The sequence below is a fragment of the Micromonospora zamorensis genome (genome assembly GCF_900090275.1).
Taxonomy (GTDB): Bacteria; Actinomycetota; Actinomycetes; order Mycobacteriales; family Micromonosporaceae; genus Micromonospora; species Micromonospora zamorensis.
The window spans coordinates 3,823,422-3,845,531 of sequence record NZ_LT607755.1 but is presented as its reverse complement, the minus strand read 5'-3'; the positions used below and the strand labels follow the sequence as shown (position 1 = coordinate 3,845,531).

The 22,110-nt window shown below is 71.1% G+C and carries 21 protein-coding genes; 11 read left to right on the top strand and 10 right to left on the bottom strand.

All coding sequences use genetic code 11. From position 1 onward, the window contains the following. Positions 1-109 precede the first annotated feature (109 nt). The 6 genes from GA0070619_RS16885 (at position 110) to GA0070619_RS16860 (ending at position 6,859) form a co-directional block, all read left to right on the top strand. A complete protein-coding gene (locus GA0070619_RS16885) occupies positions 110-1,486 on the top strand; it encodes a family 43 glycosylhydrolase (protein ID WP_157744024.1) in 1,377 nt (458 codons plus the stop codon). 36 nt (positions 1,487-1,522) lie between these two features. Continuing rightward, positions 1,523-2,962, top strand: coding sequence for a glycoside hydrolase family 43 protein (locus tag GA0070619_RS16880; protein WP_088948964.1), 1,440 nt, complete (start codon positions 1,523-1,525; stop codon positions 2,960-2,962). A gap of 85 nt (positions 2,963-3,047) precedes the next feature. Beyond that, positions 3,048-4,514, top strand: coding sequence for an RICIN domain-containing protein (locus tag GA0070619_RS16875; RefSeq protein ID WP_231927072.1), 1,467 nt, complete (start codon positions 3,048-3,050; stop codon positions 4,512-4,514). 113 nt (positions 4,515-4,627) lie between these two features. Beyond that, positions 4,628-5,323, top strand: a complete 696-nt coding sequence (locus tag GA0070619_RS16870) for a VOC family protein (RefSeq protein ID WP_088948962.1) — start codon at positions 4,628-4,630, stop codon at positions 5,321-5,323. A gap of 49 nt (positions 5,324-5,372) precedes the next feature. After that, the gene (locus tag GA0070619_RS16865; protein WP_231927071.1) at positions 5,373-6,212 is read left to right on the top strand and encodes a helix-turn-helix domain-containing protein; all 840 of its coding nucleotides are present in this window, start codon (positions 5,373-5,375) and stop codon (positions 6,210-6,212) included. Positions 6,213-6,277: 65 nt separating this feature from the next. Further along, a complete protein-coding gene (locus GA0070619_RS16860) occupies positions 6,278-6,859 on the top strand; it encodes a dihydrofolate reductase family protein (RefSeq protein ID WP_088948961.1) in 582 nt (193 codons plus the stop codon). A 67-nt stretch (positions 6,860-6,926) separates the two neighbouring features. Here GA0070619_RS16860 and GA0070619_RS16855 read toward each other — a convergent pair whose 3' ends face one another. The 9 genes from GA0070619_RS16855 to GA0070619_RS16815 form a co-directional block, all read right to left on the bottom strand. After that, complete coding sequence (locus tag GA0070619_RS16855) at positions 6,927-7,586, bottom strand: MSMEG_1061 family FMN-dependent PPOX-type flavoprotein (RefSeq protein WP_088948960.1); 660 nt, start codon at positions 7,584-7,586, stop codon at positions 6,927-6,929. Positions 7,587-7,735: 149 nt separating this feature from the next. Continuing rightward, positions 7,736-8,170 carry a hypothetical protein gene (locus GA0070619_RS16850; protein ID WP_088951859.1) on the bottom strand — a complete coding sequence of 145 codons (435 nt, stop codon included), beginning with the start codon at positions 8,168-8,170 and terminating at the stop codon, positions 7,736-7,738. Between the two features lie 42 nt (positions 8,171-8,212). Then, positions 8,213-9,076 carry an LLM class F420-dependent oxidoreductase gene (locus GA0070619_RS16845; RefSeq protein WP_088948959.1) on the bottom strand — a complete coding sequence of 288 codons (864 nt, stop codon included), beginning with the start codon at positions 9,074-9,076 and terminating at the stop codon, positions 8,213-8,215. 9 nt (positions 9,077-9,085) lie between these two features. Continuing rightward, entirely contained in the window at positions 9,086-9,949 is an 864-nt protein-coding gene (locus tag GA0070619_RS16840) for an S-methyl-5'-thioadenosine phosphorylase (protein ID WP_088948958.1), read from the bottom strand. Positions 9,950-10,003: 54 nt separating this feature from the next. Further along, positions 10,004-10,426, bottom strand: a complete 423-nt coding sequence (locus GA0070619_RS16835) for a hypothetical protein (protein ID WP_088948957.1) — start codon at positions 10,424-10,426, stop codon at positions 10,004-10,006. After that, positions 10,423-11,589 carry a molybdopterin-dependent oxidoreductase gene (locus GA0070619_RS16830; RefSeq protein WP_088948956.1) on the bottom strand — a complete coding sequence of 389 codons (1,167 nt, stop codon included), beginning with the start codon at positions 11,587-11,589 and terminating at the stop codon, positions 10,423-10,425. Before GA0070619_RS16830 ends, GA0070619_RS16835 begins: the two co-directional genes overlap by 4 nt. After that, the gene (locus tag GA0070619_RS16825) at positions 11,586-12,284 is read right to left on the bottom strand and encodes a class I SAM-dependent methyltransferase (RefSeq protein ID WP_414855605.1); all 699 of its coding nucleotides are present in this window, start codon (positions 12,282-12,284) and stop codon (positions 11,586-11,588) included. Before GA0070619_RS16825 ends, GA0070619_RS16830 begins: the two co-directional genes overlap by 4 nt. After that, entirely contained in the window at positions 12,281-12,961 is a 681-nt protein-coding gene (locus tag GA0070619_RS16820) for a TIGR04282 family arsenosugar biosynthesis glycosyltransferase (RefSeq protein ID WP_088948955.1), read from the bottom strand. The genes GA0070619_RS16825 and GA0070619_RS16820 overlap by 4 nt, the downstream gene beginning before the upstream one ends. Further along, on the bottom strand, positions 12,958-13,635 hold the full coding sequence (locus GA0070619_RS16815; RefSeq protein ID WP_088948954.1) for a glycosyltransferase family 2 protein: 678 nt from the start codon (positions 13,633-13,635) through the stop codon (positions 12,958-12,960). The genes GA0070619_RS16820 and GA0070619_RS16815 overlap by 4 nt, the downstream gene beginning before the upstream one ends. Positions 13,636-13,782: 147 nt before the next feature. Between GA0070619_RS16815 and GA0070619_RS16810 the strand changes: the two genes are divergently transcribed. Further along, entirely contained in the window at positions 13,783-15,147 is a 1,365-nt protein-coding gene (locus GA0070619_RS16810; protein WP_088948953.1) for a hypothetical protein, read from the top strand. On the opposite strand, the gene GA0070619_RS16805 is transcribed toward GA0070619_RS16810, so the two are convergent. Next, positions 15,119-16,198 (bottom strand): NAD-dependent epimerase/dehydratase family protein, encoded by a 1,080-nt coding sequence (locus tag GA0070619_RS16805; RefSeq protein WP_088948952.1) that lies wholly within the window; start codon positions 16,196-16,198, stop codon positions 15,119-15,121. The genes GA0070619_RS16810 and GA0070619_RS16805 overlap by 29 nt on opposite strands. A 160-nt stretch (positions 16,199-16,358) precedes the next feature. Between GA0070619_RS16805 and GA0070619_RS16800 the strand changes: the two genes are divergently transcribed. From GA0070619_RS16800 to GA0070619_RS16785, 4 genes are all read left to right on the top strand, one after another. Further along, a complete protein-coding gene (locus tag GA0070619_RS16800) occupies positions 16,359-17,054 on the top strand; it encodes a response regulator transcription factor (protein WP_088948951.1) in 696 nt (231 codons plus the stop codon). Then, complete coding sequence (locus tag GA0070619_RS16795; RefSeq protein WP_088948950.1) at positions 17,047-18,063, top strand: sensor histidine kinase; 1,017 nt, start codon at positions 17,047-17,049, stop codon at positions 18,061-18,063. Before GA0070619_RS16800 ends, GA0070619_RS16795 begins: the two co-directional genes overlap by 8 nt. 145 nt (positions 18,064-18,208) lie before the next feature. Next, positions 18,209-19,534, top strand: coding sequence for an SWIM zinc finger family protein (locus GA0070619_RS16790; RefSeq protein WP_088948949.1), 1,326 nt, complete (start codon positions 18,209-18,211; stop codon positions 19,532-19,534). Continuing rightward, on the top strand, positions 19,531-22,089 hold the full coding sequence (locus GA0070619_RS16785) for a DUF6493 family protein (protein WP_088948948.1): 2,559 nt from the start codon (positions 19,531-19,533) through the stop codon (positions 22,087-22,089). The genes GA0070619_RS16790 and GA0070619_RS16785 overlap by 4 nt, the downstream gene beginning before the upstream one ends. Positions 22,090-22,110 lie beyond the last annotated feature (21 nt).

Sequence of the window (22,110 nt, the reverse complement as noted above, 5' to 3'; positions counted from 1 at the left end):
TGTTAGCGCTAACACACATCGTCTCCCGGAGGGGATCGTGACAGTGGTCCCACGGCGAGCAGCAGCGGCCTCGGCCGCCGGTACGCCCACACGGCTACGTTCACTCCTCGTGGTTTCCGCCGTGGCCGCCGCCGCCTTCGTTGTGGTCGCCGACGGGCCGGCACAGGCAGCCAGCCTGCCGACCGGCGCCCGTTCGCTGGAGGCCGTCAACCAGGCCGGACGGTACGTGCGGCACGTCGACCATCTCGGTCAGCTCGACCCGGTGACCTCCAGCAGCCCCGAGCAGACCAAGTTGGATGCCACCTTCACCGTGGTCAACGGCCTGGCATCTCCGGCCTGCTACTCGTTCCAGACCAGGGCGGGCATGTTCCTGCGACACCGCGACTATCGGCTTCGGGTCGACCCCAACAGCGGCGACGGGACGTTCCGGGCCGACGCCACATTCTGCGCGGTGGACGGCTCAGCCGCCGGATCGGTGGCGCTCACCTCGTACAACTATCCGAACCGGCGTATCCGGCACCGTGACTTCGCGCTCTGGCTCGACACGTACCAGGACACGGCAGCGTTCCGGGCGGACAGCTCCTTCCGCCTCGTCGCACCCTGGTCACCCAGGACGACCAGGGGACCGGTGATCCCAGGTCTCTTTGCCGACCCGCACATCGCCGCATTCAACGGCCGCTACTACCTTTACCCGACCACCGACGGCTACGCGAGCTGGGCTGGCACCTACTACAAGGCGTTCTCCTCCACCGACCTGGTCAACTGGACCGACCACGGGGTGATCCTCGATCACGGCCCGGACGTGTCCTGGGCGGACAACTCGGCCTGGGCGCCGGCGGTGGCGAGCGCCAACGGCCGCTACTACCTGTACTTCAGCGGCGGCGCGGTCAGCGGCAACACCTCCAAGCAACTGGGCGTGGCCGTTGCCGACAGCCCCACCGGACCGTTCCGCGACGCGTTGGGCCGGCCGCTCATCCGGAGCGACGCGTTCTCCGGCGGCCAGGCGATCGACCCGATGGTCTTCACCGACGACGACGGGCAGTCCTACCTGTACTGGGGGCAGGGCGTCGCACGGGCGGTGCAACTGAACAGCGACATGGTCTCCTTCGACGCGGCGCAGGCGCGGGTGATCACGCCGTCCGGTTACAACGAGGCACCGTTCGTGTTCAAGCGCAACGGCCTGTACTACTTCATGTGGTCGGAGAACGACACGCGCAGTGAGGACTACCGGGTCGCGTACGCCACCGGCCCATCGCCCCTCGGGCCGTGGACCGGGCGTGGCGTGGTGCTGCAGAAGCGGGCCGAGGTGGGCATCAGGGGCACCGGCCATCACTCCGTTGTCCGGGCGTTCGGCAGCGACACCTGGTCCATCGCCTACCACCGGTTCGCCGTGCCGGCCGGCAACGGCACCAACCGGGAGACCGCCATCGACCGGATGGAGTTCAACGCCGACGGCACCATCCGCCCCGTCGTCCCGACCCTCTAGTCGACTCGTATGCCCCTCCGCGAAGGAGAGAGACCCATGTCGAGAGTCCTTGCCCGGCTCTGCGCGGTGGCGGTCACCGCGTGCCTGCTGTTCACCACCTGGTCGGCGGCGACGCCGAAGGAGGCAGCCGCGCTGGATCCGACCGTCGGCTACCTGATGGCGCACTTCACCGGCGAGTCGTCGACCAACCAGCAGATCTACCTCGCCCACAGCACCGACGGCCTACGCTGGACCGACCTCAACAACGGCGGGCTCGTGCTGCGTTCCACAGTCGGCACCCGTGGCGTCCGCGACCCCGCCCTGGTCCGCTCGCCCGCCGGTGACCGCTACTGGATCATCGCCACGGACCTGTGCATCGGCTGCGGGCAGGACTGGTCGACCGCGATCAACAACGGCAGCCGCAACCTGGTCGTGTGGGAGTCCACCGACCTGGTCAACTGGTCGACGCCGTGGCTGCTGAACGTCGCCGGCCCGATCCCGGACGGACGCAACGCCTGGGCTCCGGAGGCGATCTGGAACCCGGCCACCGGCGACTACGTCCTTTACTGGGCGACGAACGTACCGCTCAACGGGGCGGCCAAGCACCGCATCTACTACTCGCGCACGGCGGACTTCCGCAGCATCAGCACGCCGCAGGTCTACCTCAGCCGGCCCGGCAGCCAGGAGATCATCGACACCCAGATCGTCGAGGTGCCGTCCGGCGTCGGCGCCTACCGCTACGTCCGGGCCTCCCGGGACGACCAGATCACCATCGAGGGCAGCAACTCCCTGCTCGGCACCTGGACGACGCTCGGGAACCTGTCCGGCATCGGGCTGACCGGCGCACAGGTCGAGGGCCCGATGTGGATGAAGGTCAACTCCCGCAACGAGTGGGTTCTCTACCTTGACCAGTACGCCACCGGGCGCGGCTACCTGCCGGTCCTGACCACCAACCCGTCGAGCCCGAGCGCCTTCCGGCTGCCGGCGTCCGGCTCGTACGCAATGGGTGGCACCAAGAAGCGGCACGGTTCGATCCTCAACCTGACCGCCGCGGAGCAGAGCCGCGTGCTCGCCCGCTGGCCCGCCACCGCGATCAGTCGGGTCCAGTCGTACAACTTCCAGGACCGGTATGTGCGCCACGCCGACTACGACGTCCGCATCGACCCGAACGTCAGCCCCGCGCAGGACGGCCAGTGGCGGGTGGTGCCCGGCCTGGTCGGCTCCGGCACTGTCTCCATCCAGTCGGTCAACTACCCGGGCCACTACCTGCGCCACTACGGATTCGACTTCCGGCTGGAAGCCAACGACGGCACCGCCACCTTCGCCGCCGACTCCACCTTCCGGCAGGTCGCGGGCCTCGCCAACTCCTCGTGGACGTCGTTCCAGTCCTACAGCCACCCGGACCGCTACATCCGGCACTACGCCTACCTGCTCCGGCTCGACCCGGTCTCCGACGCGCAGAGTCGCGCCGACGCCACCTTCCGCGTGACGAGCTGAACCCCGACTGCGGGCCACACCGATTGGACAGGTCATGACACACACCAGCTTGCCCCTGGAGCACGTATCGCGGGGTATCCGGTCGATGCGTCGGATACTGATCGCCCTGGCGGCCGCGATGACAGCGATGGTCGGCGTCGTCGTCGTCACGTCGTCGCCGGCCACTGCGGCCACCAACCAGTTCCGCGGCATGAACTGGGCCGTGCTGGGTGACAACTTCAGCACCGGCCCGCTCGTCGTACAGGGACTGAGCTCGTCCGACAGCAACGCGACAGTGCGGGCCAAGGCCAATGCCCTCTACGACGACATGGCCTCCACCATGGGGGTCAACACCGTCCGGCTGCCCATCAACACCCACACGGTGGGGACGGCGTGGTGGGACGCCTACCGAGGCGCCATCGACGCCGCCACCGCCCGCGGATTCAAGGTCATCCTGGCCTACTGGGAGGACGGCGCCGCCTCCGGCGGCAGGATCACCAACCTCGCGGCCTGGAACGCGATGTGGTCGACGGTGACCAACACGTACGGCTCGAACACCAACGTCTACTTCGAGCCGATGAACGAGCCGCACGGTTACAGTTCGGCGGAGTGGCGCACGGTTGCGGCCAACTGGCTCAGCTACCACTACTCGGCCGTGCCTGGTCGGGTGCTCATCGGCGGCACCGGCTTCAGCCAGGACCTGCGGGACATCTGCAACGACAGCCGCTTCAACGCGACGCTGCTGTCCTTCCACCACTACGCCTTCTTCTACGGCGCGATGACCTACGACGCCTTCCGAAGCCACATGCAGACCCGTCTCGGCAACTGCGCCTCACGGGCGGTCGCGACCGAGTTCGGCGCGCCCATGAACGACGGCCGCAACTACGCCGACGCCAACAGCACGGACAACTTCGTGCGATACATCCGCGCCATGGCCCAGGTCATGCGCGACAACCAGATGGGCGGCACCTACTGGCCCGCCCTCGGTGGCAAACCGGGCAGCATCGGTTACGACTGGTACTCGATGTTCTCCCTCAGCGGCAGCGGCACCGACCTCAACCTGACGGTCCGCAACACCTCCGGCGCTGACCAGATCCGGTACGCGTGGGGCGACACCATCGGGGGAGGCCCCACGACGCCTCCGCCGGCGACGGGCACGTTCTACCGGATCACCGCGCGGCACAGCGGCAAGGCCATGGACGTCCAGTCACCGAACACCGACAACGGTGCGCGCGTCGGCCAGTACACCTACGGCGGCAATGCGTGGCAGCAGTGGCAGTTCCAGGACGCCGGCAGCGGCTACTGGCGCATCGTCAGCCGGCACAGCGGAAAGTGCCTCGACGTGGTGAGCGCTTCCACCGCCGACGGTGCCGAACTCGTCCAGTACACCTGCGGCACCGGCACCAACCAGCAGTTCCAGATGGTGACCAACGGTGGCTACTTCCAGCTCCGCGCCCGCCACAGCGGCAAATGCGTGGACGTACCGGCTTTGTCGACCGCTGACGGCGTGGTCCTGAAGCAGTATTCGTGCAACACCGGCACCAACCAGCAGTGGTCGCGAACGGCCGTCTGAGGTTCGACTCGGCGTGAGGTGATGCGGACCGTGGCGATGGTGCGGATCCTCGCCGACCAGGCCGCGATTGCCAGCGGGCGGAAGTCACTACGGGCACATGTGAGGATGCCTGAATGGAACAGACACTGAGTCGGCGGGCGGCCTCGGACGCGATCAGCGACCAGGGATGGCGTTATCTGCTGGGCGCGTTGTGCACGTCGGTCCCCGTCGACTCATTGGTCCAGGCAGCCGACGTGGCGGCGCGCGTGGTGGCGGCGTGCGGCAGCGACGCCGATGGGCACCTACTCGCTGACATCCGGCCAGACCGGGTCGTCTTGACCCTTCAGACGATGGATCAGGCGGCGCTCACCGCTTGCGATATCGACCTTGCGCATCGGATTTCCGCCGCCATGCGGACCGTCGGGCTACGGACGGAGCCGGACATTGGTACGGGAGCGCCGCGGTCGGTTCAGCTCGTGGAGATCGCTGTCGACGCGCTCGACATCGCAGCGGTCCGGCCGTTCTGGAAGGCCGTGCTGGGCTACACGGACGAGCCGGGAGCCGACGGTCCCAAGGATCCGATCGTCGACCCGGTCGGGCAGAGTCCGACGATCTGGTTTCAGCAGATGGACCAGCCACGCCCGGACCGGAATCGCATCCACTTCGACATCTGCGTCCCGCACGACGAGGCACCACGGCGGATCGAAGCCGCGCTGACGGCCGGTGGCCGACTTGTGTCCGCGTCCGATGCTCCCGCCTTCTGGGTTCTCGCCGATATCGAGGGTAACGAGGCTTGTGTGACGACCTGGCAGGGCCGAGACGACTCGTAGACCGGCCAGTCAATGTTGCGGCCGGCGCCGCGTCGGCGATGCTGTGCGCGTGGAGTACGTGTCCCGAGTGCCGCGACCGCCGCTGGACGGGCTGATCGACGACCTCTACTACCTGGAGGGTGCGTCGCCGTACGCCCGGCTGACGCTGCCGGCAAGTCCGGCGGCGTTCCTCATCGTCAACCTCGGGGCGCCGTTCCGCATCCGTGCCGGCACCGACATCGAGACGGCCGAGTACGCCGACGGCTGCGTGGTCACCATGCCCACCCGCGCCTTCGAGTTCAGCTATCCGTCGGTGACCCGGTCCGTCGGCGTGCACTTCAAGCCCTGGGGGCTGGCGCTGTTCCTGCCGATGCCCGCGGCCGAGCTGTGTGACCGGCCGGTGACGGTGGAGCAGGTGTGGGGCCGGCCGGCCATTGCTGAGCTGCGAGACCGGCTGAACGCGGCGGACGGACCTCACGAGATGCTGACGCTGTTGGAGCAGGAGCTGATGCGACGGCTGGGCGACGCGGCCGGCCTGGGGCTGGTCCGCCACACGAGCAGCGTGATCGCGGCGACCAGCGGGGCGGTGGCTATCGACGACCTGAGGGTTTCAGCCGGTGTCAGCAGCACTCACCTGGCACAGCGGTTCAAGGAACTCATCGGCGTCACGCCGAAGCGGCTGGCCCGCACCTACCGCTTCACCGCCACCGTGCTCTCGATCAACCCCGCCGAACCGATCGACTGGGCCGACCTCGCCAGTAGGGCGGGCTACTTCGACCAGGCCCACTTCGGCCACGAGTTCCGGGCGTTCACCGGGCTCACACCGACACGGTACGTCGAAGTCCGGCGACGGTTCCTGCGCGAACATCCCGGCCACGTGCTGGACGGCTGGCCGCTACCGGCCGATTGATTTCTTACAAGAACGGCAGCTCACGAGACTCTAACCTGAGGGCATCCCCAATCAGAGGAGCGCCCATGGGCAAAGTGGTCATGTACAGCTCAGTGTCGGTGGACGGCTTCATCGCCGACGACAACGACCAACCCGGACCGCTGTTCGACTGGTTGCTCAGCGGTGACGTGCCGTTGGACGAGAGCGGCGCGTTGAAGGTGTCACAGGCGTCCTACGACTACACCCGGTCCTACTGGGACCAGATCGGGGCGACGATCGCCGGCCGCCACGTCTTCGACATGACGGACGGCTGGGACGGGAAGCCTCCGAGCGGGATCGACCACGTGGTCGTCGTGACGCACCGGCCGCAGCCCGAGGGCTGGGACCCCGAGGCGCCGTTTCACTTCGTCGACGGCGTCGAGGCAGCCGTGGCTAGGGCGCAGGAGCTTGCGGGTGACCGCATCGTCGAGGTCGCCGCCGGCGACGTCGGCGGACAGGTGCTTGCCGCGGGCCTGGTCGACGAGGTGCGCATGGACGTCGTACCCGTCGTGTTCGGGTCCGGCAAGCGCTACTTCGGGTCGGTCGACGCGCAGCACCTGTTGGAGGAACCTGACGCGGTGATTCCGGGCAACCGGGTGCTCCACCTGCGCTACCGGGTGCGCCGCTGACCGATGAGCGGGTACGCGAAGAAGTCTGCGAACGGTGACACACAATCGGCCTGAGGCGCTTGTCCCGTCACTCGTACCGGTACTTCAGCGAGTCCGCCTCCGTCTTCTCGATGTCGGCGATGGTTAGCTCCGGCATCCGCAGTTGGGCCAGCGTCACCTCGGCCGAGGTCGGCTGGGCGTCCGCCGGCAGCCACTGCTCCGGCTTCCAGGCCCCGCTGCGTAGCAGCGCCTTGGGACAGTGCGGGTAGACCTCCTCGATCCCCAGCACCAGCGCGCTGGCCGGTGGCTTGCCCACGGCGGTCAGCTGCGACAGCAGCTCCGGGCGGGTGGAGACGCAGGCCCGGCCGTTCACCCTGAGCGTCGTGGTGCGGCCGGGGATGACGAACATCAGCCCGGCCCGCCCGGTGGCGATGATGTTCTGCAGGGTGTCCAGACGTTTGTTGCCGGTGGCGTCCGGTATCGCCACCGTCCGTGCGTCCAGGACGGCGACGAACCCGGCGGGGCCGCCGCGCGGGGTGACGTCGCAGTTGCCCTCGGCGTCCACGCTGGCCACCAGGACCAGCGACGAGCAGGCGATCAGCCGCCGGGTCTGCTCGGTGAGTTCGGTCATCTGCTTTCGCACGGCCGCGTCACTGGGGAGTTCGTAGACCCGGCGAAGCGCCTCCTGGTCGGGTACGGCGTCGAGGCGCAGCGAGTCGAAGGCTGTGGCGGCAGGGGCTGACGTCATACCGCCCGATCCTAGGGTGCCTATCGAATGAGTGGTGATCTTGCCTCTGCGGCCGGCCGTCCTTACCTGGAATGGCCGCATGCGGCAGGCGCTGAAGGAACTCACCTTCTCCGAGCACTCCGAGTGGTTCGGCCTGGTTCCGACTGGCGCTACGCCCAGGGCGGGGTGAACCGGCCAACATACCGGCGAGCACGGGGCACTGGGTCGCGCCAGAACTGGTCCGGCATCCGGTGGTGGTGCTCCGCACAGAATTCAGCGAGATCGACAGTGATCCCGACGCGCTCCAGCGGATGGCCCTCGAAGTCGGCGTTGACGGCCAACAGTTGCGGCTCCGGATTCCACCCCGAATGGTCGAACGCCCAACCATTCCAGCTCGCGTAGGCGTGGAAGATCTGCGTGTCGCCCGCCAGACGCACCGCCGCCACGTCGATCGACCGGGCCGGGTATGCGTCTCGACAGGCCCAGGCGAGGATGTGACACGCTCCGGCAGCGAAGAAGGCCTGGTCAGCCCGGGCCCAGGCGACCTGCTGATCTGCTCGCTCGAGCGCCGTCCGGCGGAAGGCTCCTGCTGCCTCTGCTGTCACCACCCCATCACCTCACACCGGACGCGGGCCTTCTGTGGAAGGTCAGATCAGGATCGCGGCGAGAGCGCGGAACGCGTCGGCGGGGAACGCCGTGGCGTCACCGCCGTTGAGCACCTGGACCGCCACCTCGTCCGCGCCGGCCTGGTAGTGCTTTTCCAGCCCGGCCGCGACCTGCTCGGCTGTGCCCCAGGGGATCAGGGTGTCGACGAGGCGGTCGCTGCCGCCGCCGGCGAAGTCCTCGTCGGTCCAGCCGAACCGCCGCAGGTTGTTGGTGTAGTTCGGCAGGGCGAGATATCCGCTCGTGTACTGCCGGGCCGTGGCGCGCGCGGTGGTGGGGTCTGCGTCGAGGACCACCGCGACCTCGGGAGCGAGCAGCCGGTCTGGCCCGAGTGCCGCGCGGGCCTCTGCGGTGTGTTCGGCAGGGACGAAGTACGGGTGCGCCCCGGCTGAACGGTCGCGGGACAGCTCGAGCATCCGCGGGCCGAGTGCGGCCAGGATCCGCCGCTCCGGAGGGAGCCCGGCAGCGTCAAGACCGTCGAGGTAATCCACCATCTTCGAGTACGGCTTGCGGTAGGCGGTGCCGCTGCCTTCCAGCAGCACAGCGTGACTGGCACCGAGGCCGAGCAGGAACCGGCCGGGATGGGCCCGCTCCGCGTCCAGGGCGAATGCCGCCACCTCGGGGGGCGACGAGTGCCAGATGCTCACGATCCCCGACGCGACCCCGATGCGGGTGGTCCCGTCCAGGATCTCCCGGAAGCGGGGAGCGACGTTCTCCCCGAAACCGCCCGAGAACCAGAGCCGTGCATAGCCGAGCTCCTCCAGCTCGGTCGCGGCATCGATGGCCGCACCCCGACTTTCGCTGACGAGGAAGAACGGTTGCCACACGCTGACGAGTCGTTGTGCCATACCGAAACACTAGTCATGCCGAGCGTCATCGGTGGTGCCGTTCTCCGTGCCCGCCGGGCTCCAGTCGCAGGGGCAGTCGTCCTGGCCCTCCGGCAACGTCGTCACCGCCTCGCTGAGCAGCCCGCGCAGGCGATCGACGTTTCGTGCGAAGACCGCGAACACCTCCTGCTGGGTCACACCGTGACCGACCTCGACGCCCGAGTCGAGGTCGGTCACCAGCGACAGCGCGGTGTAACACAGTGCCAGTTCGCGTGCCAGAACCGCTTCGGGGTGGCCGGTCATGCCGACGACCGACCAGCCCTCTCGGCCATACCAGCGTGACTCGGCGCGGGTGGAGAACCGGGGCCCCTCGATGACGACCATGGTGCCGCCGTCGACCGGCTGCCAGCCGGCGGAGCGGCCGGCGTCGAGGACCGTGGCGCGTCCGACCGGACAGTAGGGGTCGGCGAACGGAGCATGGACCACCCCGGGCAGCTGCCCGTCGGCGCCGGGCGTTCCGTCGTGGTAGGTCTGCTCGCGGCCGCTGGTCCGGTCGACCAGTTGGTCCGGCACGACAAGGGTCCCGGGGCCCAGATCCGGTCGCAGGCCGCCCACGGCGCCCGCTGCGAGCACCTGGCGGACACCGACCGCTCGCAGCGCCCACAGGTTGGCCCGGTAGTTGATGCGGTGCGGCGCAAGGGTGTGACGCCGCCCGTGGCGAGGCAGGAACGCCACCGGGCGCCCGGCGAGTCTCCCGATGGACAGGCCGTCGCTTGGCGGTCCGTACGGGGTGTCGACGGTGAGGTCGGCGACGTCGTCGAGGAACTCGTAGAAACCGGATCCGCCGATCACGCCGATCGGTGGTCGGTCGGTAGTGGGGACTTGTCCTGACATGCGAACTCCTCCTCGGAGCGGAGCGGAGTGGAAGGAAGCGCGTGTGGGACCCACTCACTGACGGTCGGCTCGTCGGTCCCTGACGCGGCGGCTGACCGTGCCGACCACCAGAGCGGCAGCGGTGACGGCCCAGATGACGGCCAGCCCGGCAGCGAGGCCCAGCGGATGGTCGCGGTCCGGCAGGCCCGGGTTCGGAGGTGCCGAGGGCGGTCGCCACAGCAGTGGCACCGCGATCAGCAGCAATGTGGCGCTGGCCAGCAGGCCCGCGCTGATCCAGGCCCGGCTTAGCCGGTCTGTCACCAGCCGGCCCAGCGCCAGCCCGACCAGCCCGACCAGCGGTGCCACCAGGAGGTCGTGCAGCACCGGGCCGCCGATCAGCCAGGGCACTGTGGTGCCGAGCTGGGGGAGGAGCAGCCAACCGCCGTACGCCGCCGCCGCGGCACCGAGTGCGGCCAGCAGCAGGCGGACGTCTCTCACCGCAGCACCTCCAGCCGGGCCACCCACTTGGTCTGGAGGACGCCCGGCCGACTCGGAGCGATGAGACGGCAGGGGTGTCCGTGGTCGGCGGACAGCTCTTCGCCGTTGATCCGCAGTGCGAGCAGGGTCAGCGGGTCGCCGGCATGGGCCGCCGGGAGCGTGCTTGCCGCGTAGAGGCCGTCGGTCTCCAGCGAGGAGACCCGAACCGGTCGGCCGGTCGGCGCCCCGGCCCGTCGGAGCAGCTGGACGACGGGCACGCCGGTCCAGTTTGCGGAGACGCTCCAGCCCTCGACACAGGCGATCGGCAGTGCCGCGGTGCGTTGTGGCAGGGCGGTCAGCTCGGCCAGGGACAGGGTGCCCCGGCCGCCCGGCCAGACGATCTCCAGCCGCCAGTCCGGTGGAACGACGATGCGGGCTGCCGCCGCCGTACGGTTGATCGGCACGCCCTGCGGTCCGGACGCGGACCGCCAGGCCAGCGGGGACACCCGACGCAGCCACGGCACTGTGACCCCGGCGGTGGCCAGCACGGCGACGCCAGCGACGCCTGCCGAGGTGCGCAGGAACGCCCGCCGTCCGGACGAGTCTCGATCGTCGCGCCCGGTGGACGCAGCCTCACCCACCTCCTCCCGCCGCAGTGGCGTTCGCAGCGCCGCGCTGGCGACCGGGAGCTTCACTGCGATGTGCAGCAGCAACGCGCCCACCACCAGCCAGGCGACCGCGTAGTGCGCCGTCGGAAAGAAGAATCCCCACGGGTACGACTGCGCCACGTTGAACAGGCCCGTGACCAGTTCGAAGAACGCGGCGCAGACCAGGACCAGGACGGAGATCCGTTCGAGGACGTGCGCGGACAACCGGATCGGCTGGCGCAGGGGCGGGCGGACGAACAGCCGGGGGTAGACGCTCCACAGTTTGCCGAGCAGCAACGGGATCGCCGCGATCCCGGAGAGCACGTGGACGCCCTGGGTGACCCGGTAGAGGTTGACCGGTCGGGTCGGCCAGGTGAACCAGCCCGGCGGGTGCTGGATGTAGTGGCTGAGCAGTCCGGTGACGAAACACAGCCCGAACGCCACCCCGAGCCAGAGGCCGAGGCGGGCGGCGACCAGTGGCGAGTGTGACGGCGCCGGAAAGTCCTCCGGGGTGGGAACACGTGGCTTGTGCTTCATCGGCGCGCCAACTCGGTGAACCAACGCGGGCCGGACCGGAAACCGTCGACGACCCGCATGCCGGCGGCGGCCGCGGTGCGGTCCATCGCCTCCACCCCGACGCGTGCCCAGCTGAACGCCGATCCCCGGCGCGAGCAGGACAGGACGTACGCCTGTCCCTGCCACAGGCCGGCGCCGGGAGGGTCCACCTCGACCACCAGCGTCCCGTCGGCCGCGATCAGGTCGCCGCACCGGCGCAGCAGTCGGACCGGGTCGCCGCCGATGCCGATGTTGCCATCGACGAGTAGGGCGTGTGCCCACCGCCCCTCGCCGGGAAGTGGTTCGAAGACGTCACGTCGCAGGGCGACCACACCCCGGTCCTGGGTCAGGCGTACCGCCTCGGCGGAGATGTCCACCCCCAGTGCGACGAGGCCTCGTTGGGCGAGTGCCATGGTCAGCCGGCCGGGGCCGCAGCCGAGGTCGATCGTGGGGCCGGTACACCGGGCGGCGACGGACTCGATGGCCGGTTCGGGTGGGCCGTGCCAGCGGCGTACCGGCAGCAGGTCACGTCGCCCGTCGGCGTGCACCAGCCAGTGATCGCGTTGCGCCGGGGGCAACGCGGCGGCCGGCGTACCGGAATCGTCCTGACCGGCCGGCCACGCGTCGAGCCTGCCCAGCACCACGTCGAAACCGTCGAGACTGATCGTCGACCTCACCGGAGGCGTCCGCTCACCAGTTGGCCGCCTATCGACGCCACGGCGTCAGCGAACCGGGTGCCGGGCAGGTCGGCCGCGACCGCCGACGCTGTCGGCCAGTCGTCGACATCCCGTTGGACGGACAGGATCGCCGGGCGTACGCCGCGCCCGCGAAGAGCGGCGAGGGTGCGTCGACCGGTGTCGCCGGTCGACATGGGTACGTCGCGCAACACGCTCCCGTTGGCCGGATCGCGTAACCCGAGTGCCCACCAGCCACCGTCGAGTGCTGGTCCGAACACCGCCTCGTGCTCGGCGAGTCGCTCCAGTGCGGCGGTGAGCAGGACCGGCGTGACCTGCGGGGTGTCCATGCCGATCTGCAGCACCGGCCGGTCGGGGAAGGCCGTACCGGTGTCGGCGTGGGCGTTGGCGAGGCGGTCGGCGAACGTGTCGCCGCGTTGCGGGATCAGGTGCCAACCCGTCAGCGCGGCGGCCAGCTCCGCGCCGGACTCGGCGTCGGCGAACCGACCGGTGTGGGCCAGCACGGGAATGGTCGACGCGGTGGCACGCACCGCCGCCAGGGTGTCCAGCAGCGCCGCCGCCGCGATGCGGGCGGCCTGTGTGGGATCAGCGGGTGGGCAGAGCCGCGTCTTGACCAGCCCCGGGACCGGCGCCTTCGCGACCAGGAGCAGGACATTCATCGGGCGCCTCCGACGCCGGCGCGCAGCACTCCGGCGAAGTCCCGAGCCGCCCGCACGGTGCCCCGGACCGACCCGGAGACCTTCGACCTGGTGCCGGCGGCGCGGGGCGCGTACGTGACGTCCAGCTCGACGATCCGCCAGCCCGCCCCGGCCGCGCGGAGCAGCAGTTCCAGGGGATAGCCGAACGCGCGGTCGTTGACACCGAGTTGCAGCAACGCTGCCTGACGGGCCACCCGGATCGGGCTGATGTCGTACACCGGCACGCCACGGCGTCGTAGCAGCGCCGCGACCAGCGCGTTGCCGGCACGGGCATGCCACGGCCAGGCGTCCGCCGAGACCGGTCGCCGCCGCCCGACGGCGAGATCCGCCCGACCGTCGAGCACCGCCGCGACGAGCCTGGGCAGCTCGGCTGGATCGAACGAGCCGTCCGCGTCGAGGACGCAGACCAGATCCGCGTCCGCCGCCAGCAGGCCGGTGTGCACGGCCGCGCCGTACCCGCGTGTCGGCTCGTGCACGACTCGGGCGCCGTACTCGGCGGCGATGACCGGCGAACCATCTGTGGAGCCGTTGTCGACCACGAGGGCGCGGTAGCCCGGCGGTAGCCCGCTCAGTACGGCAGGCAGTGCGGCCGCCTCGTCCAGACACGGCAGCACCACGTCGATAGTTGTGTGCATACCGGCGACGCTAGGCCCGCCACGCGCCGATCCGACCGCCGTGCCGCCTTACGAATCGCTTACGCGGCAACGGTTCTTACGAGTCCCTGACGTCTCATCGTCAAGCCGTCGGATCCCTGGTCGGAGGTCGTATCGTCGGCCGTCACCATGACCACGATGACCCGGCCGGGACGATCCCGGCGCGCCGACCTGATCGTCCTCGGTGCCGAGGTGGCACTGCTCGCCGCCGCCGTCACCGTCGGGGCACTGCTCAACCATCGGGGCGTGCGGCTGCACGCTGACGCGGCTCCGCTCTACGCCAGTTGGCAGCCCCATCTGGGTGTGGGCACCCCCGCCGCCCTTCTCGTCGCGGCACTGGTCGTCTGGCGGGGCGTGCGCTGGGCGACCGACACGCGGTGGCCGTGGCTGCTGGCGGTCGGCTACCTCGCCTCGGTGCTCTGGACACTCTCGCTGGCCCTGGTGGACGGATGGTCCGACGGGTTGACCGAGCGGCTCACCGTGCAGGCCGAGTACCTGCACGAGGTGCCCCGGGTGACGGACGTCGCCACGATGTTGTCCGGCTTCGCCGCCCGTATCCTCGACTTCCAGCCCGATTCGTGGTCCACGCACACCGCTGGTCATCCACCGGGTGCGTTGCTGTTCTTCGTGGGGTTGGAGCGGATCGGTCTGGGCGGCGGGGCTGCCGCGGGGCTCGCCTGTGTGCTGCTCGGAGCCACGGTCTCGGTGTCGGTTCCGGTGACGTTGCGGGCGCTCGGCGCCGAGGACGCGGCTCGGGCGGTGTGGCCGTTCCTGATTCTCTTCCCGGGGGCGGTCTGGGTGGGCGCGTCCGCGGACGGGATCTTCGCCGCGGTGGTCGCGGCCGGGCTGGCGCTGCTGGCGGTGGGTGGTCGGGCCGGGGCCGTACCCGGCGGGCTGCTGCTCGGTCTCGCGCTCTACCTGTCGTACGGGTTCGTCCTGGTCGGGGTGCTCGCCGTGACCGTGGTGCTGCTCCGGGCCCGGGACCGCCTGGGCGTGTTCCTGCTCGCGGCGGCGGCCGTCGCGGCGGTTGTCGCCGTGTTCACCCTGGCCGGGTTCTGGTGGCTGGACGGCTACCACCTGGTGGCACGTCGTTACTACCAGGGCTGGGCGGCGGAACGTCCCTTCGGTTACTGGGTATGGGCGAACCTGGCCGCTCTGCTGCTCTCGGCCGGCCCGGTGGCCGGGCCAGCGGTGCGGCGGGCGGTGGCCGCCCTAGCGATCCGAGGGCCGGGCCGTCCGCTCGCGGCGACCCTCCGGCAGCGGTTCGCCAGCGCCGGACCCACTGTGTGGTTGCCCATCGCGGCGGCGGTGGCCGTGCTCGCGGCGGACCTGTCCGCTCTGAGCAAGGCCGAGGTGGAGCGCATCTGGCTGCCGTTCACCGTCTGGCTGCTGGTCGCCACCGCGCACCTGCCCGCCAGCCACCGACGGTGGTGGCTGGCGGCCCAGGCCGCGACCGCGCTCGCCGTCAACCACCTGCTGTGGACGGTGTCCTGACCGTCGCCGGTGCCCGCATCACCGCAGTGGTGAAGTCGGCGACGCCAGCGGCGAAACCGGTCCGGGCCGTGAAACCCAGCAACCGTGTCGCGCGGCCCGGATCGGCCACCACGTGCCGCACGTCCGCCGTACGTCCGCCCCCGACCGTGACAGGCGCCGGCCCGCCCATCGCGCTGGCCAACTCGTGGGCCAGCTCACCGACGGTGTGCGGCTCACCCGAGCAGACGTTGACCGGGACCAGCGGCTCCGGTGCCGGTGTTGTCAGCGCCAGCAGGTTCGCCTCGGCAACGTCGGTGACGTGCACGAAGTCGCGCCGTTGCCGCCCGTCCTCCAGGACCCGGGGCGGTTGCCCGGCAGCCAGCGCCGACCGGAAGATCGACGCGACCCCGGCGTACGGGGTGTCGCGGGGCATCCGCGGGCCGTAGACGTTGTGGTAGCGCAGTGCCCAGACCGACCCGCCGGTCTGCCGGGCCCACGCGCCGGCGAGGTGTTCCTGAGCCAGCTTGGTTGCGGCGTACGTGCTGTGCGGTTCCAGCGGTGCGTCCTCCGGCACGAGGCCGGGGGAGAGCACCCGGTCACAGCGGGGGCAGGTCGGCTCGTACCGGCCCTCCGCCAGGTCGGCGGCGCGGCGGCCGGCGGGCCGGACGATGTCGTGTGTCGGGCAGTGATAGCGGCCCTCGCCGTAGACCACCATCGAACTGGCCAGCACGAGGCGGCGTACCCCGGTGGCGTGCATCGCCGCGAGCAGGGTGGCCGTGCCGAGGTCGTTGTGCGCGGCGTACCGGGGGGCGTCGGCGGGGTCGATGCCGTGGCCGACCATGGCCGCTTGGTGGCACACCGCGTCGACCCCGGCGAGCAGCCCGGTCAGTAGTCCCAGGTCACGGATGTCGCCGACGACGAGATCGTGCCGCTCGGCCCAGGGTGGTGATGTCGCACCGTGCGCCTCCGGCAGGAGCGCGTCCACGGCCACCACCTCGTGCCCGTGGTCGGTGAGCAGATCGGCGACGTGCGAGCCGATGAATCCGGCCGCACCGGTGACAAGTATCCGCATTCCGGTCACCGTATGACCTCGCGGAAGCCCGCGCGGGCCTGCTCGCCCAGCCGTAAGAACCTCGCAAGCTTTTGCAGGTGCGGGCGGACCACGCTGCGTGGCTACGCTGGGCCGATGGACGTGCGGGGAAAGAGTTGACGGGCCGGGACGGGGGAGGTTCGTGACACAGCGCGTGCTGGTGGTCGACGACGATCAGACCGTGAGCGACGTCATCCGTCGTTACCTCGAGAACGACGGCTTCCAGGTGAGCCTCGCCGCGGACGGGGAAGCGGCCCTGGCGGCGGTGCAGCGGCAGGCACCTCACCTGGTCGTGCTCGACCTGATGCTGCCCCGGGTCAACGGCCTACAGGTGTGCCGGGAGCTGCGAGCCCGTCCGGATGGCGTACCGATCATCATGCTGACCGCGCGCGGTGACGAGTCGGACCGGATCCTCGGGCTGCAACTCGGCGCCGACGACTACCTGACCAAGCCCTTCTCCCCCCGGGAGTTGGTGCTGCGGGTCCGTTCGGTGCTCCGTCGTGCCGGCAGTGAACCGCCGCCCGAACGACCGGAGGCGCTGACCGACGGCGAGCTGGTGGTGCACCCCGCGTCCCGCACCGCCCGCCTCGGCGGGACCGAACTGGCCCTGACGCTGCGCGAATTCGACCTGCTCGTCCACCTGCTGCGGCACCCGTCCCAGGTGTTCGGGCGGGCCGAACTGCTGGAGCAGGTCTGGGGCTGGAATTTCGGCGACCACTCGACAGTGACAGTGCACGTACGCCGGCTGCGGGAGAAGATCGAGGCCAACCCGGCCGATCCACGGCGGATCGTGACCGTCTGGGGCGTCGGCTACCGGTACGAGCCCGCCCATGCGTGACCTCCTGCTGATCTTTGCGATCTCTCTCGGCGCCGCACTCGCCATCGGGTTCATCGGTGCGGTGCTGCTCCGTGCGCTTCGGCGCAGCTCGATCACCGTGCACCTCAGCGTGCTGCTCACCACCACGGTCGTCGCCGTCACCGTCGGGGTGATGGCGGTCGCGGAGGCGATGTTCCTCTCCCCACATGATCTTGAGGTGGTGCTGATCACCGTCGCGGCGGCAGCCGTGGTCAGCCTCGCCGTCGGCGGGCACTTCGGCCGCCGACTGGCACTCGCCGCCGTCTGGCGGGATCAGGCCCGCGAGCGGGAAAGACAGCTGGAGAAGGGGCGGCGTGACCTGGTCGCATGGGTCTCGCACGACCTGCGTACGCCGCTCGCCGGGCTGCGGGCCATGGCCGAGGCGCTGGAGGACCGGGTGGTCCGTGACCCGGACACGGTCGACGAGTACCACCGGCGGATCCGGCTGGAGACCGACCGGATGACCCGGCTCGTCGACGACCTGTTCGAGCTGTCCCGGATCAACGCGGGAGCGCTGCGGTTGTCGCTGACGGCGGTGCCGCTCGGCGAGGTGGTCTCGGACGCGCTGGCAAGCACCGCCCCGCTGGCCGACGCTCGCCGGATCAAGCTGGTCGCCAGCGAGTCGGGGTGGCCGATGGTCGCCGCGAGCGAACCGGAACTGGCCCGGGTGGTGACGAACCTGTTGCTGAACGCCGTCCGCTACACCCCGGAGGACGGCACCGTCCGCATCGAGGCCGGCCGCGAGGGGGAGCACGCCTGGCTGTCCGTTGCCGACACCTGTGGCGGCATCCCACCGGCCGACCTTCCCCAGCTGTTCGACATCGCGTTTCGTGGTGAACCGGCCCGCACCCCCGGGCCCGGCGACGGTGGGGCGTCCGGAGGGCTCGGTCTCGCCATCGTTCGTGGCCTCGTGGAGGCGCACGGAGGTCGGGTCGAGGTGCGCAACATCGCCGACGGCTGCCAGTTCATGGTCCGACTGGGCACCGCCTGACCGACCAACGGTGCTCAGTGACCACAGTGCCGCCGCGCCGACGAGCATGCTTCGTCCGGCGTCGCCTGCCGTAGGGGCGCGATCCGGTCGCCGCGACGGGCAGGCATCGGAACGGATGTCGGTCGGTCGCTCTACGGTGTGCGCCGTGAACGCCGTTCAGACGTACCGATATCTCCAGCCGTCCGCCCTGCGTACCGCTGGCCTCGACCTCCAGACCAGCGGCGGCCCGGCGGCCAACCCGCGCTTCTTCTCCGGGTTTCTCACCACCCCGGCGGCGGCGGCCGCCGGGCTGCTTGCCGTAGCCGAGGTGGCCCGCACTCGCTACCACCAGCCGGTCAGCCCGGCGAGCCTCGATCCGGTGGTGACCGGCAGCCGGAACCGGCTGCGTTTCGAGTCCTTCTCCGGCTGTTGCGGGGTGCACGCCCGGATGGACGTGGTGCCGGCCGGCTTCGACGGCGAGGTCGTCGGGCACGGCACCACCAACGTCGACGTCAACCCGCCGCTGCGCGAGGCCCTCGCCCGGGTGGGTGGGATCGAGCCGCTGCACCTGGCTGTCGGCCCGGACGACCTCACCGTCTCCACAATGGAGGCGGCGGTGGTGGAGCGGAAGGTTCCGCTGCCGGGGCGTTGGATGCGTGGCTTCGCCGAGGTGCACGTTCTCACCGCGGGGTTCGAGCCGCGCGCCGAGGTCCCCGCCGCCGAGGCAGCGGCGTTCCTGCGTCGGCTGCCCGGGGGCAGCGATCGGTCGGTGCTCTGGGCGGTACCGGCCGGGCGTACCCTCCGACTGACCTCGCGCCCGGCGCCGGGCGCGGTCTGTCTGGCCGGCGCGGGGCGGCTCGCGGCGCTGCGTGGGCTGCTCCGGCACGCCCGCACCCTGCGGGTGTACGGGCCGACGGTGCGCACCGGCTCACCGGCCGTGCCGAGCACGTGGGAGCTGGACACCGGGTCGCTGCGGCTGTCACTGACCCTCTCACCCGAGCCGTACCGGGGGTTCTCCGGCGAGGGGGCCGCACTGCTCGCGCTCGCCGGTGACGAGGTGATCGACGACGCGGAGCTGGTCGGCGCCCTGCTCTCCTGGGATCCGACGATCGACGTCGTCGCGCTGGCCGAGGCGGCCGGCCTGCCCGACGACCGGGTCCGCGCGGCCCTGGCCCAGCTCGGCACCGCCGGACGGGTCGGCTACGACGTCGCAGACGCCGGCTACTTCCACCGGGTGATGCCGCACGACGCCGGCCGGGCCGAGCGGGACAACCCCCGGCTGGTCGGCGCGCGCACGCTGGTCGAGCAGGGCGCGGTCCGCCGCGACGGCGATCATGCCACGGTACGCAGCGGCGACGAGGACTACCGGGTACGCCGACTGCCCGACGGGGGCTTCACGTGCACCTGCCGGTGGTGGGCGAAGCACCAGGGGCAACGTGGCCCGTGCAAGCATGCCCTCGCGGTGTCGATGGTGGCGGAGGTGACGGCGTGACTGGCTTCTTCCGGGCGCTGATCCGTGGTGACGTGAGCACCGTCGAGGCAGCGCTGCACACGCTGGACGAGCCGGCCCGGCGGGCGCTCGGTGACGAACTGGTCGCCCACGTCCGACGTCGGCGGGACAACTGGTGGTGGGGGAAGGAGGCGACCGCGCTGGCGGTGGCCGCCGTGGGCACGCTGAGCACCGCGACGAAGGCCGCGGCCCTGCTCGGTCGGCGGTCGGTCACGTTGGAGGACGTCGACTCCGAGCTGGTGGTCGCCGCAGCGCGGCAGCGGGGCGTGCCCTGGCTGGCCGACCTCGCGTACCGGCTGGCCGAGCGGCTGCCCCGCAGCCGAGCGTGGGACGGGTGGCACTTCATCGCGGACCTGCTGCTGGCGGAGAAGGCGCCACCGCCGACCGGGGACGCGTTCGTCGCCGGCTGGGCGCATTCGATGTGGTGGGTGCGGTCGGCCGAGGGGCGCCAGCAGGTGCCGATGCTCGACCGGCTGCGCGCCGACCCGTTCCTGGACGCGCTGGTGCCCCGCCTGTTCGAGGTCGACGGGATCGGCGCGGACCTGGCCTTCACCGGCTCCGGGCAGGCGGTGACCCCGACGTTGGCGGCGCTCGCGATGGAGGGTCGACTCGACCGGATGGCGTTGCTGGACGGGGTTCTCGGCCGCCTCCTGCGCGGGGACCGACCCGGAGCGCTGCGTCCGTTCCTCGCCCTGCACGAGCAGCTTGGACCCAGCCCGGACGAGGTGGCGGCGCGGGCGAGCACGTACCTGCGGCTGCTCACCGACGGACCGGGGCCGGTGGCCGGCCTCGCGCAGCGGGCGCTGCGCGACTCGGGCCGCGAGGTGGAGTTCGAGTCGCTGCTGGACGCCTCGCGGGTCGTGTTGGGCCGACCGGAGAAGGTGCTGGTGCGGGCGCAGCTGTCCTGGTTGGACAGACTGGCCCGGCAGAACCCCGAGCGGGCAGCCGACATCGCCGAGGCACTCGCGTCGGGTGCCGAACATCCCGCCGCCGACCTGCGCGACCGCGCGGCGACGTTGGCGCAGCGGCACGGCCATCGGCTGGTCGCCACGGTCACCGTGGCAGTGGCCGACGACGAGCTGCCCCCGCCGGTGTCGCCCGCACCCGCTCCGTCACCGATCACCGAGGTGGACGAACTGGTCGAGGAAGTCGCCGTGCTGCACGCCCAGCGCTGGCCCTCGTCGACCCTGGAGCGGGTCCTCGACGGGCTGGTCCGATTGACCACCACCGACCGGGACCGGCTGGCCACCGCCCTACTGCCGGTGCTGCGGCGGGCCGAGGTGGGTGCCTGGGACCACGAGTGGGCGGAGTTCAACGTCCTGGTCCAACTGAACGGCGTTCTGCTGGCCGCCGCCGCACCCGGCGAGGCGGCCACCCGACGCGACAAGTGGTCCAGAATTCTCAGCCAGTCACTGACCCGGACGATGCGGCCGTTCCGGAACCGGCCGGCGGTCGAGCCGCCCCACGGGTCCGCGCTCACGCTGGTCTACTGCGCCCGGATCGCGGAGATCGGGCAGCGCCTGGACGGACGGAACGACCCCGGGCTGCTGGCCGCCCCGACGTCCGTCACCGGGGCCCTCGACGCGATCGCGCTCTATGAACGGCTGGCCGCACTCGGGGACCGTCCGGTGTGGCGGTGGGATCTCACCCAGGCCCTGCTGCGGCTGCCCGTCGGCGTGGACGAGGCGCTGGCGACCCGGGCCGCCGCGCTCGGCACCCCGGCCGGCGACGAACTGGCCAGTTGGCTGCGCGGCGACGCCCTGCCGGCACCGGTCCACGAGGTGGTCACCGTCGGTCGGCGTGAGCGCAGACGCAACTGGGACTACGGCTTCGACCAGCTACCGGTCAGACGCACCGTCGTCACGAGCGCCCCGCCCGAGGGCGCAGCGGACCCGCTCGGACTCCTCACCGTGCCGGCGCACCCGATCGGACGAGGGCCGCACCGCTGGAGCAACCTGTGGCCAGCGCTGCTGCCGGGGCACCGGGGCCTGGTCGCCGCCCACCTCCTGCCTGAGATCGCCAGCGCCGCGCAGGAGGACGCACGGGATTTCGCCATGGTCCTGCCGGTGCTCGCCGAGTGCACCGGCGAGGGCGGCCCGGCGCTCGACCTGGCGCTGGCGTACGGGCTGTGTGCCCGGCACGAGGTGGACCGGGTGGCCGCCCTCGACGCCCTACTGATGCTGGCAGCCGCCGGCGACCTCGATTCTCCCGGTGTCGGCGGCCAGTTGGGCGTGTTGGCGGCGGACGGCCAGCTGACGCTGACCCGGGTGGCGACACCGCTGCGCGACGCGATGGCGGCCGGTGCCCGCCTGAGCGTCTGGCGGTTGCTCGCCGCCGCGCTGCCACCGATGCTGGCCGCACCCACCCCACCTCGCGGCACGCCCGACCTGCTCAATCTGGCGGCCGAGGCGGCCGAGGCGGCCGGTGCGACCGGTGTGCTCATCGAGGTGCCGGGGCTGGCTGACGTGGTGGCGCGCGGCGGCACGAGCCGGTTGGTGACCGAGGCCCGCAGACTCGCCACCGCGCTGGCTGCCTGACCCGCCGGCTCACCCTGCGGT